This is a genomic window from Sphingobium tyrosinilyticum, assembly GCF_042654265.1.
Classification (GTDB): domain Bacteria; phylum Pseudomonadota; class Alphaproteobacteria; order Sphingomonadales; family Sphingomonadaceae; genus Sphingobium; species Sphingobium tyrosinilyticum.
The window spans coordinates 489692-503433 of the sequence record NZ_JBHSFZ010000064.1 but is presented as its reverse complement, the minus strand read 5'-3'; the positions used below and the strand labels follow the sequence as shown (position 1 = coordinate 503433).

The window sequence follows — 13742 nt, the reverse complement described above, 5'->3', positions numbered from 1 at the left end:
CAAATGTCACGTGGGGCGTGAAGATCAGGCGGAATCGCGTACTCCGCCGCGCATATCCCCTTGAACGATCTCGATGATAAGGTCGCCCGGCTCCAGCCTCTGCGCGCCCGCCTCCCAGGAGCCGATGGCCTGATCGCCGCGATAGACGCGCACGCCCAGCCCTGTGCTGATCGCTGATAACGGCCCGCCAATCTCCTCCGCCTGCACCGGCCGCTCCTGCAGCTTCACCGGCCCGCCGGAGGCCGCCAGATCCGCCATATAGTCCGCGATATGCGGCCCGCTCGTGCTCCCCGCCAGCAGCAGCCCGGCAAAGCTCACCGGATTGATCACCGTTGTCGCCCCCGCCTGCCGCGCGGGCAGTTCATTATCCTCGTTACGCACCACTATGCTGATCGGCAGGCGGGGCGCCAGATGCCGCGCCGTCAGCGTGATCAGGATCGACGTATCGTCCCGCCCCGCCGATACGATCAGCGTACGCGCCCGATCGATCGCCACATCCTTCAGCGTCTTGTCCCGCGTCGAATCGCCGCACATCACGTTGCAGCCCAGATCCTCCGCCGCCACCAGCGGCTTTTCCTGCGGATCGACCACCACGATCTCGCGCGGATCAACGCCGCGCGCCAGCAGTTCCTGCACCGCCTCGCTGCCGCTGGTGCCAAAGCCGGTGACGATGATGTGATTATGCAGATCGGCCTGAATGCGAGCCATGCGCCACCTGTAAAAGATGTTGCGGAAAAAGAGGTTATAGGCCGTCCCGAGGAAGATCAGCCAGACAAACAGCCGGATCGGCGTCACCAGCAGCGCTTCGAACAGCCGCGCTTCCGGGCTGACCGGCACGATATCGCCATAGCCAACCGTCGTGACCGTGACGGTCGTGAAATACAGGACGTCAACGAAGCTGATCTGGTTATCCAGATTATCCTTCAGCCCCTCGCGCCCGAACCAGTGCAGCGCCAGCACCAGCGCGATGAGGCTGAAAACCAGCGCCACACGCCACGCCAGATCGGCCCAGATCGGCATCGACGATCGCCGCCGCAAAAAGCCGGTTTGGGCTAGGGGCAGGCGGGCGGGGTTGATCCTCATCGTGCGTGCCGGAACCTCGTCACTCCTCGAACAGCCGCGCGGTTGCGGCCATCGCACTATCCTGCGTCAGGTCATAATGAAGCGGCGTCACCGTCACATACCCCTCTGCAATGGCGGCCAGATCGCTGCCCTCCGGCACGGCGGAACTGCTTCCCAATCCGAACCAGTAATAGCGGTAACCGCGTGGATCGGTTCCCTCGACGATCTGCGTGCGGTCCACATCATGAAATCCCTGCCGCACCACACGGATGCCTTTAACCGCCTCGGCCTCGATCGCGGGGAAATTGACGTTGAACAGCAGCCGAGGGCTGGCAGGCATGGCTACCAACGGCCGCAGCACCTTTTCGCCCCATGCGCGGGCGGCGGCGAAGGGCACCGCGTCGCCCATCCCCTCGCGCGCATAGACCTGGCTGAGCGCGATCGACTTGATGCCGGAAATTGCGCCCTCCATTGCGGCGGCGACGGTGCCCGAATAGGTGACATCCTCGGCCAGATTGGCGCCCCGGTTCACGCCGGAAAGGATAAGGTCGGGCTTGGCGTCCTTCATCAGATGCCCGACCGCCATCATCACCGCATCGGTCGGCGTGCCGGTGACGCTATAATGTTTCTCGCCATGCTGCCGGATACGCAGCGGCCGGGTGAGCGTCAGGCTATGCCCTGCGCCGGATTGCTCCTCGGCGGGCGCGACGATCCAGATATCGTCCGACAGCGTCCGCGCAATCTCCTCCAACACCTGAAGGCCGGGCGCATGGACGCCATCATCATTGGTGAGCAGGATACGCATAATTTCTCAACATCCGTAACAAATGTAACGTCATCCCAGCGAAAGCTGGGATCTTATGAGAGGACGCGCCACCGCCCCGCAGACCCCAGCTTCCGCTGGGGTGACGAGAGGTAAGAGGCGCTTACCGCGGCTCCAGCTTCGTAATCCCGCCCATGTAAGGCGCCAGCACCTCAGGCACGATCACGCTGCCGTCTTCCTGCTGGTAATTTTCCAGCACCGCCACCAGCGTGCGCCCCACGGCCAGCCCCGACCCGTTCAGCGTATGCAGGAAGCGCGTTTGCTTCTCGCCTTCGGGTTTGTAGCGCGCATTCATCCGCCGCGCCTGGAAGTCGCCGCAGTTGGAAACGGAGCTGATCTCGCGATATGTCTGCTGGCTCGGCAGCCAGACCTCCAGGTCCCAGGTCTTGCGCGCGCCGAAACCCATGTCGCCGGTGCACAGCAGCATCTTGCGATAGGGCAGGCCCAGCGCCTGAAGCACGCCTTCGGCCGCCGCGCACATGCGCTCATGCTCGGCCTCGGACTCTTCCGGCTTGCAGATCGCGACCAGTTCCACCTTTTCGAACTGATGCTGGCGGATGAAACCGCGCGTATCGCGTCCCGCCGATCCTGCTTCCGACCGGAAACAGGGCGTCAGTGCCGTAAAGCGCAGCGGCAGGCTTTCGACGGCGACAATCTGCTCGCGCACCAGATTGGTCAGGCTCACTTCAGCCGTGGGGATCAGCCAGCGACCATCGGTGGTGCGGAACAGATCTTCGGCGAATTTGGGAAGCTGCCCGGTGCCGAACAGCGCCTCGTCGCGCACCAGCAGGGGCGGGTTCACTTCCTCATAGCCATTCTCGCCTGACTGGCGATCCAGCATATATTGCGCCAATGCCCGGTGCAGCCGCGCCATCTGTCCGCGCAGCGCCGTGAAGCGCGCGCCGGACAAGGATGCTCCGCCCTCGAAATCCATCCCCAGCACTGGCCCGAAATCCGCATGATCCTGCGGCGTGAAGCTGAACTGCCGCGGCTCGCCCCAACGGCTCACTTCGACATTGGCCGCTTCATCCTCGCCCTCGGGCACATCGTCGGCGGGCAGGTTGGGAATGGCCGCCAGCAGGGCATGCAAGCGCTCACCCAGCTCCCGATCCTCATTCTCCCGCGCGGGCATGCTTTCCTTAAGCGCCGCGACTTCCGCCTTCAGCGCCTCGGCCTTCTCCATATCCTTGGCGGCCATGGCCGCACCGATGGCTTTGCTCGCCTCGTTGCGGCGTGCCTGACCTTGCTGCAATTCCGTCTTGATCGCGCGGCTTCGCTCATCCAGCGCCAATATCTCCGTGCTGGAAGCACCAAGCCCCCGCCGTGCCAAACCGGCGTCGAAAGCTGCGGGATTTTCGCGGATGAAACGAATGTCATGCATGGGTCAGCCCTATGCCGTTCCGCGCCGAACCGCGCAACCCTGCGCGCTCCCGACCGTTTGTCCTTGCAAGTTGTCAGGAAAGGAACCGGGTGATGTGGATCGATCATGATGCGATGGTACTGGTGGCTGACGGGCGCAAAATGCTGTTCTTCAGGAACAAGGGCGACCGAATGGCCCCAAATCTGGAAGCCGAGACGGTGAAGCTGCAAGACAATCCCTATGATCGGGATCAGGCATCCGACGCCCCCGGCCGCTCGATCAATTCGGTGGGCAGTAGCCGGAGCGCCATGGAGCAGACCGACTTTCATGAACTGGAGGAAACACGCTTCGCCGCCGAAGCTGCCGAACTGCTGAAACGCCGCGCCTTGTCCAATGAATTTGAAAAACTGATCGTCGTCGCGCCGCCAGCAGCGCTGGGCGAGATGCGCAAACATTATCACAAGGAAGTGCAAAGCCGCCTGGTCGGCGAAATCGCCAAGGACTTGGCCAATCACCCGGTTCCGGAGATCGAAAAGATCATTGCTCAGAGTTGAGGGGTTCCAACAGGCTGAATCGAAAAGGGCGGCCCCTACGAGCCGCCCTTCTCCCCCTTAATCGACCGTGTCAGTCGGTCGATCTGCCCGCTCCGGCATTCTAAAACTACTTCGTGGGAGGCAAAATCGCTCGCTTCCCTTAGGCTCCCTTAGCCTTCCGTTCCGCAAACCGCCGCCGCGCCAGCAGCGCCACGGCCCCTGCGCCAAACAGCAACACCATCGGCGGGGCGGGCACGTCGGTCCCGCCGCTGCTGCTCGAACCCCCCGAGCTGCTGGAAGAACTGGACGACGAACTGCTCGACGAGGAACTGGAAGACGACGAGCTGGAACTCGAGCTGGATGAAGACGAGCTGCTGGTGACGTTGCCGCTGGATGTGGAAACATTGCCGCTCGACGTCGATACATTCCCGCTCGACGTGGACACCCCACCTGTCGAGGTTGAAACCCCGCCCGTCGATGTGGACACGCCGCCGGTTGATGTGGAAACGCCACCCGTCGAAGTCGAAACGCCACCCGTCGATGTCGATACCCCGCCCGTCGTCGAACTGGTCGAACTGCTGATGCCGCCCGTCGAACTGCTGGTGGAGGAGATCACCACCGACCCGCCGCTGCTGCCCCCGCCGCTGCCGCCGAAAAAGCCCCCGACGAAGCCGCCACCGCCGAAACCGCCGCCGCCTGCCATCACCACCGGCGCGCCGCCGCCGCCCGACATGACCGGCATTTCAGCCGCCACCATCGGCGCAGGCAGGGGAACCGGCGCGCCCTGCGTCGTCACGGTGACGGTTTGCGGGGCGCAGGATACGGTCTTCACGACCTTCCGCTTCACGGTGCGGACGGCATAGCGCTTGCGCGGCGCGGCCTTCACGCTCTTGGTGCTGTGGACCACCGCCGGGCGGGCGCTTTCCGCGACATGCACGGCACCGCCGCCGATGATCGCACCACCGCAGGTGCAGGCGCATAATTTGGCCAATGCCATCCGTACCGACATAGGGATCCACTCTTGTTCGTCTTCAAGCTTCTGGTCTGGCCATTAATGACCAGGAAGCTATTGCCTTCGTATAACAACGCAAAAGAACAGGTTAACTTCAATGCTGTTAACCCTGAATGTGGGCAATAAGTGGACGAGGTATATAACAAAAGGCCAACTTTTATGGTTAACGTCTCATTATGAAACGCCCATGCTTAGTCGTGCTGACTTTATTTTGTCTTGAAAGAGAGCGGCGCTGCGCATGAGAAGACTCGGCCGGAGGCGCGCCTTTGGCATCGCTCGCTTCGTGCAGCAGAATGGCCGCTCTTTGAATGCGCGCTTGTGTCGGTCCGCGCCGCTCGTTATTAGGCGCCGTCAATCATAAGTCACGGGCGACCGGCACTTTCCATGCTGGCGCCTCTCGAGTCGGAGAGCCAGATGGCATCGGTCCTTAATTCCGATAAAGACGGCCATAATCCGCCGAAATCGGCTATAATACTTCCTCCGGACTATCGTCCTTCGCCCGACGAAGAGTTCATGAACCCGCTCCAGCTTGAATATTTCCGCCAGCGGCTCTGGGACTGGAAGAAGCAAATCCTGACAGAGGCGGAAGGCACGTTGGCCGTGCTGCAGAATGAACCGCTCCGCGAACCCGACCTCAACGACCGCGCGTCGAGCGAGACCGACTGGTCGATCGAACTGCGCACCCGCGATCGCCAGCGCAAGCTCATTTCCAAGATCGACGCCGCGCTCCGCCGCATCGATGAAGGCGAATATGGCTATTGCGAAGTGACCGGCGAGCCCATCTCGCTCGGCCGCCTGGAAGCGCGCCCCATCGCCACCATGACGGTCGAAGCGCAGGAGCGGCACGAGCGGCAGGAAAAGGTCTCGCGCGACGATTAACGCTTTGTCCACCGGTCGCTGGCAAGGTCCCCCAAAACAATGGGTCTTTGCAAGGGATTGGACATGGACAGCGATCAGGGAATGGCGGAACGGGGCCCGGCTCGGTCGGGTCCGCGGGACAGCCTGTTCCTGCTCACCAATTTGACGTCACATGAAGGCACGCCGCTCGGCCGCGCCCGCGTCCGTAACCTGTCGGCGACCGGCCTCATGGCCGACTGCGAGCGCCCAGTGCCAGCTGGCGCCGCCATCGTCTTCGACCTGCGCGGTGTCGGCAGGGTCAGCGGCAAGGTGGTCTGGTCCCGCGAGGACAAGATCGGCATCGCCTTCGACCAGGAAATCGATCCCCAACTCGCCCGCAAACCCATATCGAGCACCTGCGAACGTGCTCCTTCCTATTTGCGCCTGCACCAGATCAGCCGCTGAAGAATCGCGTTTTTCCCGCTATTTCCTTCATTAAAAAAAGACGACCCGGCATTTCCGCCAGTTCGCCTCTACTTTTGGAGGGGAGGGCGGGCCCGCTCATCCGGCGGCGCCACGCCTTCCTCTCAATGCCGGATTAATTCCGCGACATTTCCTCTTTCACGCGCAGTTTTTGCTTCTTGAGCGAGGCGACCAGGATCGCGTCAGGCATAGGCCGACTCGTCTCTGCCTTAATTCGCGCCTCAAGCCCTGCATGCTTGGCCGAAAGAGCTGAAATGTGGCTGTTTTCCATGACATTCTCCTAGTGAGGGTGATGGACGAATGAGTAGATCACGATTCCCCCGCTTTGTCTTCGCGCGATTCGGCCTTTGCGACGGGCCGCTCGCAAATTTGCGATGGTCCGATCTGGCCTGCCGGGTTATCAGGGGGCAGTCCGCAACATGGCTGAGAAAGTGGGTAGTGGGTGAGCCGGGAAGACATCATGCGACGGCTGGAACTGCTGCGAGTCGAGCATCGCGATCTCGACGACGCCATTGCGGCGCTGATCGATGGCGGAGCCCGCGATCAGATGCAGGTAGCACGGCTCAAGAAGCGCAAACTGCGGCTGCGTGATGAGATTGCCCTGCTCGAGGATGCGCTGGTTCCCGACATCATCGCTTGATGGCTCGCCACAGATTGATGGTTAACCGCAGGCTTGGACGGCCCTGAATGAGACAATCGCCCCAGAACCGCGCCTGGCGGGACTGACAAGCCTGCACTTTTATGTCAGTGATTCGACTTATGTCTCGCGCCGTCACCCTTGACCGTGGCCTGCATCGACGATTGGTCGATGGCCTGTATCTCGAAGCCATGGTGATGGCTGACGAGGCACGCGCTTATTTCGACATGCGGGATGCGAATGAGCCGGAGTTGGAAGATCCTCTTCGCCGCGTCTCTTTCGCCTGCGAATCGCTTAAGGTCACGACGCGGCTCATGCACATCATCGCTTGGCTGCTGAGCCAGCGAGCATGGCAGCGGGGCGAGATAGCCGATGCGGATTTGGCTGACGAAAAATACCGGCTCGGCCGCGCGACGCATACCGATCTGGAAATTGCGGCCGCCTTTCCCTTCGCCGCGCGCGCGCTGATCGAAGCCAGTCAGGACCTGTATGACCGGGTTGCCCGCCTGCAGGATCGCATGGATCGGATGGCCCGCCCGCGGAGCCAGCCTGAAAGCAGTCCCGCTCGCGCACTGATGGACCGCCTGAACACCGCTTTCTGAGATGCCGGGCCAGATGTGCCGCAAGCATGGTCTTACGGGCTGGCGCTTTCTTTCCGATTTGGGCTAGACCGTTGATATGAACACGGGCTTGCGGACTTGGCGCCGCGCATCAGCCATGTCGCAAGCCACCCGGCTTCTTGCCCTGCCTCTGCTCTTGGCGGCTCACCCCGCATATGCGCAGATCGTAGAATCACCAGTAAACCCTGTTGATCAGGACCTGCCGCTCGACCCCATGCCGGACCTGGGCGTGGACTGGCCGGACATGGGTACGCCGGACACCGTCGCGCCGCTTCCGTCTAATCCGGCGGATATCGTCGGCGGTAACGAGCAGCCGGAAGAAGAAGCCGCTGTGGACGCCAATGCGGACGATGCCGCCGTGGCCGCGGAGTTTGCGGACTCTGGCGAAGAGAGGCGATATTCGATTCGGCTGACCGGCGTGGATCAAATTGCCGATGCGCAGTTCGAAACTCGCTTCAAGGAGTTGTCGATCCTTTGGGAAGGCGAGGGGAAGCCTGCCAATCTCGCGCAGATCAATCGGCGCATTATGGAAGACAGCGAACTGCTTGAAAGGCTGCTGCGCGCCAAGGGCTATTATGCCGCGCGCATCCGCAGCGCCATCTCACCGCCGCCGCCGGGCGGTGACAGGTTGAGCGTAGGCTTCGAGATCGTGCCGGGCGTGCGTTATCTGCTTTCCTCCGTCGATCTGCAGGGCATATCGGCCGCAGGCGAACGCGAGCCCAACTTGCGTGAAGCCTTTCCTGTCCATAGCGGCGATCCGATCGACGCCGACGCCATATTGGCGGGGCAGGCGTCGCTCTCGCTAGCCCTCGCCGAAAATGGTTTCCCCTTCGCCAAGTTGGGCGAACCAGAGGTCCGCATCGACCATGAGGAACGTAAGGGCGATCTCGACATCGTCGTGACGCCTGGTGCTTACCGCACTTTTGGATCGATCATCCTCAATGATGATAAGCTGTTCAGCGCCAAGCATGTCGAGCGCATCGCCCGCTTCAACCGAGGCGATCCCTATATGGCGTCGGACGTCGAAGACCTGCGCAGCGCGATCGTCGCGACAGGGCTCGTTTCATCCGTTACGTTGACCCCCAAGGATGCCGGGGATGGGGAGCATGTCGATCTGGCGGTGGACGTGCGTCCCGCGCCGCTTCGCACCATTGCCGGGGAACTGGGATATGGAACAGGCGAAGGCTATCGCGCTGCGGTGAGTTGGCAACATCGTAACCTGTTTCCTCCAGAAGGCTCGCTTCTTCTGCGCGGGGTGCTGGGCACGCAAGAGCAGACAGCGTCCGCCACCTACCGGCGCAACAATTTCCGGGAGCGCGACCATGTGCTGACCGGGCTTGTTTCGATCAGCAACATCAAACGCGATGCCTATGACGCCCGCACGATCACTTTGTCCGGCGCGCTGGAGCGGCAGACCAATATCCTGTTCCAGAAGAAGTGGGTCTGGCGGATAGGCGCTGAACTGATCGCCTCGGATGAAAAGGACGCGTTCAGCGGTGGCAATCGACGGACCTTCCTGATCGGTGCGGTGCCACTCAGTCTGACCTATGATGGCAGCGACGATCTTTTGAACCCTACGCGCGGATTCCGGTTGGGAGGGCGGTTCAGCCCTGAACTCTCCTTCCAGAACAAGACGTTCGGCTATTCTCGCGTGCAGCTGGACGGCAGCATCTACCAGCCTATGAGCGATAGCATCGTCCTGGCGGCCCGGGCCCGGTTCGGGACGATATTGGGTTCTACGGTCGATCAGATCGCCCCGTCTCGTCGCTTCTATGCCGGTGGCGGTGCGTCGGTCAGGGGTTATGGCTACCAAGCGATCGGACCGCGTGACGCCAATAATGATCCGATCGGTGGCAAGAGTCTTGCCGAATTCTCACTGGAATCGCGCGTCCGCTTCGGCAATTTCGGGGTCGTGCCTTTCATCGATGCCGGTAATATTTCCACCAGTTTCCTGCCCCGCTTCCGGGATCTGCGCATCGGAGCTGGCATGGGCCTGCGCTATTACAGCAGTTTCGGCCCAATCCGGATAGACGTCGGCACTCCGTTAAACCCGCAAAAGGGCGATCCGCGCATCGCCGTCTATGTATCGCTGGGACAGGCTTTCTGATGCCCGAGGATCAGCCCCACCAAGCGCTGAAGCGGCGTCACCGCACCTGGGACGGCCGATGGCAGCGCTGGATAACCGGGCTTCTTGCGCTGCTGCTGCTCATCATGGCGGCGGCGCTTACTTGGCTCGATACCTCGGCCGGCCACCGTTTCCTGGCGTCACGCATCGCCCGGATCAGCCCGCCCTCCGGCTTACGCATCCATGTTGATCGCATAGAAGGCAGTATCTACCGACGGGCGGTACTTCATGGCGTCACGCTGTCCGATCCCAGAGGCGCCTTTCTGGATGCGCCGCGGGTGGAACTGGATTGGTGGCCGCTGGCATGGCTGTCCAACCGGCTCGATATCGATCGGCTGACGATCCCGCTTGCGAGGCTGCACAAACTGCCCAGGCTCAATCCGGCCCAGCAGGAAGGGCCGATCCTGCCGGGCTTCGACATCCGCCTGATGCAATTTTCTATCGACCGCCTCCTGATCGACAAGAGCGTCAGTGGGCGGGCGCAAACCGCAACAATTTCGGGCGACGTCGATATTCGCGGCGGGCGGGCGGTCATCGACCTTTCCGCGCGGGCGCTGGACGGGGAGGATGCGATCAACATTGCTCTCGACAGCCGGCCCGACGATGACCGCTTTGACGTCGATGTCACGCTGAACGCACCGGCGGGGGGTGTGCTTGCGGCCGTGGCCGGGTTGCGGCAGGACGGCAATCTTCGCATCCGGGGTAAGGGCAGCTGGACCCGATGGAACGGCCGTCTCGCCGGTACGCTCGACGGCGCGCCGGCGATCGACATGGCGCTGGCGGCACGCAGCGGCGTTTATTCCGCAATGGGCTCCATAGAGGCGTCGGCCATAGCCGGTCAGGGACTGCTTCAGCGTCTGTCGGTACCGCGCCTTGCAATACAGGCTCGGGGCTCTCTGAAGGACAGGGTGCTGGACGGTAAATTGGCGCTGCGTTCGGCGGCCATCGATCTCGACGCGAACGGGGCCCTCGATCTGCGCAACAGCGCGTTCGACAATTTGCTGGTTGATGTGAAGCTGGCCCGGCCTCAAGCCTTGCTGAAATCGATGCGGGGGCGGAACGTGGTGGCGAAGGTGCGGCTTGACGGCCCCTTCACGGCATATGGGTATGAATATCTGTTGAGCGCCAAGCAGTTGGCCTTCAATCGAACGGTAATCAGCGATGTGCGCGCCGAGGGGAAGGGGCACAAGGCCAGGAAAGGCCCGCTGCTGATCCCGCTTCACTTGCGCGCACGCCGCCTGGATGGGCAGGGCGAACTTATAGAAGGCATCATCCGCAATTTCGTTCTCGACGGCGTGCTAGAACTGAAGGGACAGCAGGTCCTGAGCAATCCAATGACGATCCGGTCGGATAAGCTTAGCGGCAAGCTACTGATGCTGGCTGACCTTAAGACCGGACGTTATGATTTTGGTCTGGATGGCCAGATACGGGGCCTTGCCATTCGCGGCCTTGGCGTCGTCGATCTGACCTCCAAGCTACGCGCGGTGCCGGGAGCGAAGGGGACTTTCAGCCTCAGCGGCAATGCGATCGCTCGGATGCGCCGGTTGGACAACAGTTTTTTGCGCAGCCTTGGCGGCGGCCTTCCGGTTGTCAGAAGCGGCCTGTCGCTGGGCGCTGATGGGCAGCTCAACTTGACCAGCTTGCGCTTGGAAACGCCGCTGCTCAGTCTGAACGCGACCGGCTATCGGCGGCGCGACCGGACCTTCCATTTTGAAGGCGCAGGTACGCATAAGCGATACGGACCCTTGCGCTTGACGCTGGATGGCAAGATCGAGCGGCCGTCCATTGACCTTTTGCTCCAACGGCCGCTGGACGCCTTGGGGGTCACCGATATGCGGGTACATCTCGTCCCCGACCAGGCTGGATATGGCTTCACGGCGCAGGGCGGATCGACGCTGGGCGCTTTCACGGGAAATGGCGCGATCCTGTTGCCGCGTGGTGGGCAGGCGGTTGTGCGGGTGGCGCAGCTTGCTGCTTCCGGCGTGACGGCGAGCGGGGACTTGCGGCCGGTCACCGGCGGCCTTGAAGGGCAGCTGAACGTAGCAGGACCGCTGAACGGCAGCATTGTCTTCGCTCCAGTTAACGCCGTTCAGCAGTTGGTCCTCAAGCTCGACGCCGCTGACGCCAGCTTCAACGGGCCTACAGTGATTGCCGTCCGTCGAGGTAAGCTCGACGCGACGCTTCTGCTTGATCCTGCGGGCACATCCATCAAAGCCACTGTCCAGGCTCGGGGCCTCCGTGTCGGCGGCGTGCTGGTGGGCCGACTGGCTGCTAATGCGGACCTGATTGGAGGGCGCGGCACGGTCAAGGCCAGCCTTTCAGGCCAGCGAGGACGCCTGTTCGACCTGCAAGGCGAAGCCGATGTGGAGCCGGACCGGATATGGGTCGCTGCGCGTGGCATGATCGACAAACGCCCGATCCGCCTGACGCGCAGGGCAGTCTTCACCCGCAGCGCCGACGGCTGGCGGCTGTCGCCCACGACAATTAGCTATGCTGGCGGTTCGCTGCAGCTCGGCGGCGAGTTGAGCGGTATGACGACCAGCATCGAAGGGCGCATGCAGAAGCTGCCGCTTTCGCTGCTGGACATCGCTTATGACAATCTGGGGCTCGGCGGTACGGCCACGGGCTCGCTCAGCTACGTGCACACACGTGGCGCGATGCCCACCGGCAAGGCGGAATTGCGGGTGCGAGGTCTGTCCCGTTCGGGCCTGTCGCTCAGTTCCCGCCCTGTGGATGCAGGGGTCAATGCGGTTCTTACCCGCGACAGGCTAGCGGCGCGGATGCTCTTCGCCGCGGAAGGCCAGACAATCGGCCGGGCTCAGGTGCTGCTGATGCCGCTTGGGAGCGAGGGAGGGCTGATCGAGCGGCTGAACCGGGCTCCGTTATTTGGACAGCTACGCTACCGGGGTACTGCGGATACGTTGTGGCGCCTGACCGGCGTCGAGATCGTCGATATTGCGGGGCCCGTGAGCGTGTCGGCGGATGCGCGGGGGACGCTGGGTAATCCGGTGATTGCTGGTTCGCTCGCAACGGATAATGCAGCCATCAGCAGCGCCGTGACAGGCATGCGATTGCACAATGTAAAGGCGCGAGGGCGATTTTCCGGTGCGCAATTGGTCATGTCGAGTTTTTCCGCCAATGCCCAGAATGGCGGAACGGTCATGGGGACGGGCAGTTTCACTTTCGCTGGCATTGGTGGCGTTGGGATGGACTTGCGGTTGCAGGCCGAAAATGCCGCCCTGTTGCAGCGGGATGACATCGCCGCGACCGTTACGGGGCCAATCACTCTGAGGTCCGACGGAAGCGGGGGCACTATCGGAGGCGACCTTCTGCTCAATAGGAGCCGTTTCACTTTGGGCCGCGCCGCCGCGATAGCTCAAATCCCGGAACTGCGAGTCACCGAAATCAATCGTAACGGAGAAGAGATTGAGCGCCTCCGCGTGACCAAGCCTTGGGCTCTTGCGATCAAGGCGCGCGCTCGTAATCGTTTGATTGTTACCGGCCTCGGCCTCGATAGCGAATGGCGTGCTAATTTGGACATTGGCGGTACTGTGACCAGCCCAGCCATCTCGGGCACCGCTGAGTTGGTCCGGGGGGGCTACACCTTTGCTGGCCGCCGCTTCGATCTGCGCGAAGGCAAGATCCAGTTCGACGGCCGCACACCGGTAAACCCGATGCTCGACATCGACGCAGAGGCCAACGTCAACGATCTCACCGCGGTTATTCATGTCGGGGGCACAGGCTTGAAGCCCGACATCAGCTTCACCAGCGTGCCTGCGCTGCCGCAGGACGAACTGCTCTCCCGCATCTTGTTCGGGACATCGATCACGAATCTGTCGGCGCCCGAGGCGCTGCAACTCGCGTCAGCAGTTGGATCATTGCAAGGGGGCGGGGGGCTTGATCCCATCAATGCCGTGCGCAAGGCGGCAGGGCTGGACCGCTTGCGGATCATCGCAGCCGATCCGACGCAGGGGCAAGGTACTTCGATTGCAGCGGGGAAATATCTGACGCGCAAGACCTATGTGGAACTGATCACCGATGGCCAAGGCTATTCTGCGACCCGCATAGAATATCAGGTTACGCGCTGGCTATCCTTGTTGGCGGCCATTTCTACTTTAGGCCGGGAAAGCGCGAACGTGCGCATATCCAAGGACTATTGAAGTTGCCGAGATGCCACATTTTCAGTTGTTTATCTAAGGTTCATGCAACCATCACCGGCTAGGGGACTTCCTCCACTTCCTCCTCAAGGA

At 62.1% G+C, this 13742-nt stretch carries 12 protein-coding genes; 8 read left to right on the top strand and 4 right to left on the bottom strand.

The window, feature by feature from the left end:
• Nucleotides 1-24: 24 nt before the first annotated feature.
• The 3 genes from ACFO3E_RS19940 to serS all read right to left on the bottom strand — a co-directional run bounded on the left by ACFO3E_RS19940 (nt 25) and on the right by serS (nt 3266).
• Nucleotides 25-1083 (bottom strand): potassium channel family protein, encoded by a 1059-nt coding sequence (locus tag ACFO3E_RS19940; protein WP_066527659.1) that lies wholly within the window; start codon nt 1081-1083, stop codon nt 25-27.
• A 19-nt stretch (nt 1084-1102) separates the two neighbouring features.
• The gene (gene surE / locus ACFO3E_RS19935; protein ID WP_066527661.1) at nt 1103-1867 is read right to left on the bottom strand and encodes a 5'/3'-nucleotidase SurE; all 765 of its coding nucleotides are present in this window, start codon (nt 1865-1867) and stop codon (nt 1103-1105) included.
• 121 nt (nt 1868-1988) lie between these two features.
• The gene (serS, locus tag ACFO3E_RS19930) at nt 1989-3266 is read right to left on the bottom strand and encodes a serine--tRNA ligase (RefSeq protein WP_066527663.1); all 1278 of its coding nucleotides are present in this window, start codon (nt 3264-3266) and stop codon (nt 1989-1991) included.
• A 92-nt stretch (nt 3267-3358) separates the two neighbouring features.
• On the opposite strand from serS, the gene ACFO3E_RS19925 reads away from it, so the two are divergent.
• From ACFO3E_RS19925 to ACFO3E_RS19910, 4 genes are all read left to right on the top strand, one after another.
• Entirely contained in the window at nt 3359-3799 is a 441-nt protein-coding gene (locus tag ACFO3E_RS19925) for a host attachment family protein (RefSeq protein ID WP_066527666.1), read from the top strand.
• Between the two features lie 356 nt (nt 3800-4155).
• Nucleotides 4156-4641, top strand: coding sequence for a hypothetical protein (locus ACFO3E_RS19920; protein WP_380807106.1), 486 nt, complete (start codon nt 4156-4158; stop codon nt 4639-4641).
• A 563-nt stretch (nt 4642-5204) separates the two neighbouring features.
• Complete coding sequence (dksA, locus tag ACFO3E_RS19915) at nt 5205-5669, top strand: RNA polymerase-binding protein DksA (RefSeq protein ID WP_066529300.1); 465 nt, start codon at nt 5205-5207, stop codon at nt 5667-5669.
• A gap of 63 nt (nt 5670-5732) precedes the next feature.
• The gene (locus ACFO3E_RS19910) at nt 5733-6092 is read left to right on the top strand and encodes a PilZ domain-containing protein (RefSeq protein ID WP_066529301.1); all 360 of its coding nucleotides are present in this window, start codon (nt 5733-5735) and stop codon (nt 6090-6092) included.
• 133 nt (nt 6093-6225) lie between these two features.
• Here the strand turns inward: ACFO3E_RS19910 and ACFO3E_RS19905 are convergent, their stop codons facing one another.
• On the bottom strand, nt 6226-6381 hold the full coding sequence (locus ACFO3E_RS19905) for a YdcH family protein (protein ID WP_066527673.1): 156 nt from the start codon (nt 6379-6381) through the stop codon (nt 6226-6228).
• Nucleotides 6382-6570: 189 nt separating this feature from the next.
• Between ACFO3E_RS19905 and ACFO3E_RS19900 the strand changes: the two genes are divergently transcribed.
• The 4 genes from ACFO3E_RS19900 (at nt 6571) to ACFO3E_RS19885 (ending at nt 13652) form a co-directional block, all read left to right on the top strand.
• Nucleotides 6571-6750 (top strand): YdcH family protein, encoded by a 180-nt coding sequence (locus ACFO3E_RS19900; RefSeq protein WP_066529305.1) that lies wholly within the window; start codon nt 6571-6573, stop codon nt 6748-6750.
• Nucleotides 6751-6869: 119 nt separating this feature from the next.
• The gene (locus tag ACFO3E_RS19895; RefSeq protein WP_066527675.1) at nt 6870-7349 is read left to right on the top strand and encodes a DUF1465 family protein; all 480 of its coding nucleotides are present in this window, start codon (nt 6870-6872) and stop codon (nt 7347-7349) included.
• A gap of 76 nt (nt 7350-7425) precedes the next feature.
• Nucleotides 7426-9474 carry an autotransporter assembly complex protein TamA gene (locus tag ACFO3E_RS19890; RefSeq protein ID WP_066527683.1) on the top strand — a complete coding sequence of 683 codons (2049 nt, stop codon included), beginning with the start codon at nt 7426-7428 and terminating at the stop codon, nt 9472-9474.
• Nucleotides 9474-13652, top strand: a complete 4179-nt coding sequence (locus ACFO3E_RS19885) for a translocation/assembly module TamB domain-containing protein (RefSeq protein WP_066527687.1) — start codon at nt 9474-9476, stop codon at nt 13650-13652. Before ACFO3E_RS19890 ends, ACFO3E_RS19885 begins: the two co-directional genes overlap by 1 nt.
• The last annotated feature ends 90 nt before the right edge of the window (nt 13653-13742 follow it).

Coding starts and splice junctions, on each gene's coding strand:
- ACFO3E_RS19940 (WP_066527659.1), bottom strand. CDS start 1,083: ATGAGGATCAACCCCGCCCGCCTGCCCCTAGCCCAAACCGGCTTTTTG.
- surE (WP_066527661.1), bottom strand. CDS start 1,867: ATGCGTATCCTGCTCACCAATGATGATGGCGTCCATGCGCCCGGCCTT.
- serS (WP_066527663.1), bottom strand. CDS start 3,266: ATGCATGACATTCGTTTCATCCGCGAAAATCCCGCAGCTTTCGACGCC.
- ACFO3E_RS19925 (WP_066527666.1), top strand. CDS start 3,359: ATGTGGATCGATCATGATGCGATGGTACTGGTGGCTGACGGGCGCAAA.
- dksA (WP_066529300.1), top strand. CDS start 5,205: ATGGCATCGGTCCTTAATTCCGATAAAGACGGCCATAATCCGCCGAAA.
- ACFO3E_RS19910 (WP_066529301.1), top strand. CDS start 5,733: ATGGACAGCGATCAGGGAATGGCGGAACGGGGCCCGGCTCGGTCGGGT.
- ACFO3E_RS19905 (WP_066527673.1), bottom strand. CDS start 6,381: ATGGAAAACAGCCACATTTCAGCTCTTTCGGCCAAGCATGCAGGGCTT.
- ACFO3E_RS19900 (WP_066529305.1), top strand. CDS start 6,571: ATGCGACGGCTGGAACTGCTGCGAGTCGAGCATCGCGATCTCGACGAC.
- ACFO3E_RS19895 (WP_066527675.1), top strand. CDS start 6,870: ATGTCTCGCGCCGTCACCCTTGACCGTGGCCTGCATCGACGATTGGTC.
- ACFO3E_RS19890 (WP_066527683.1), top strand. CDS start 7,426: ATGAACACGGGCTTGCGGACTTGGCGCCGCGCATCAGCCATGTCGCAA.
- ACFO3E_RS19885 (WP_066527687.1), top strand. CDS start 9,474: ATGCCCGAGGATCAGCCCCACCAAGCGCTGAAGCGGCGTCACCGCACC.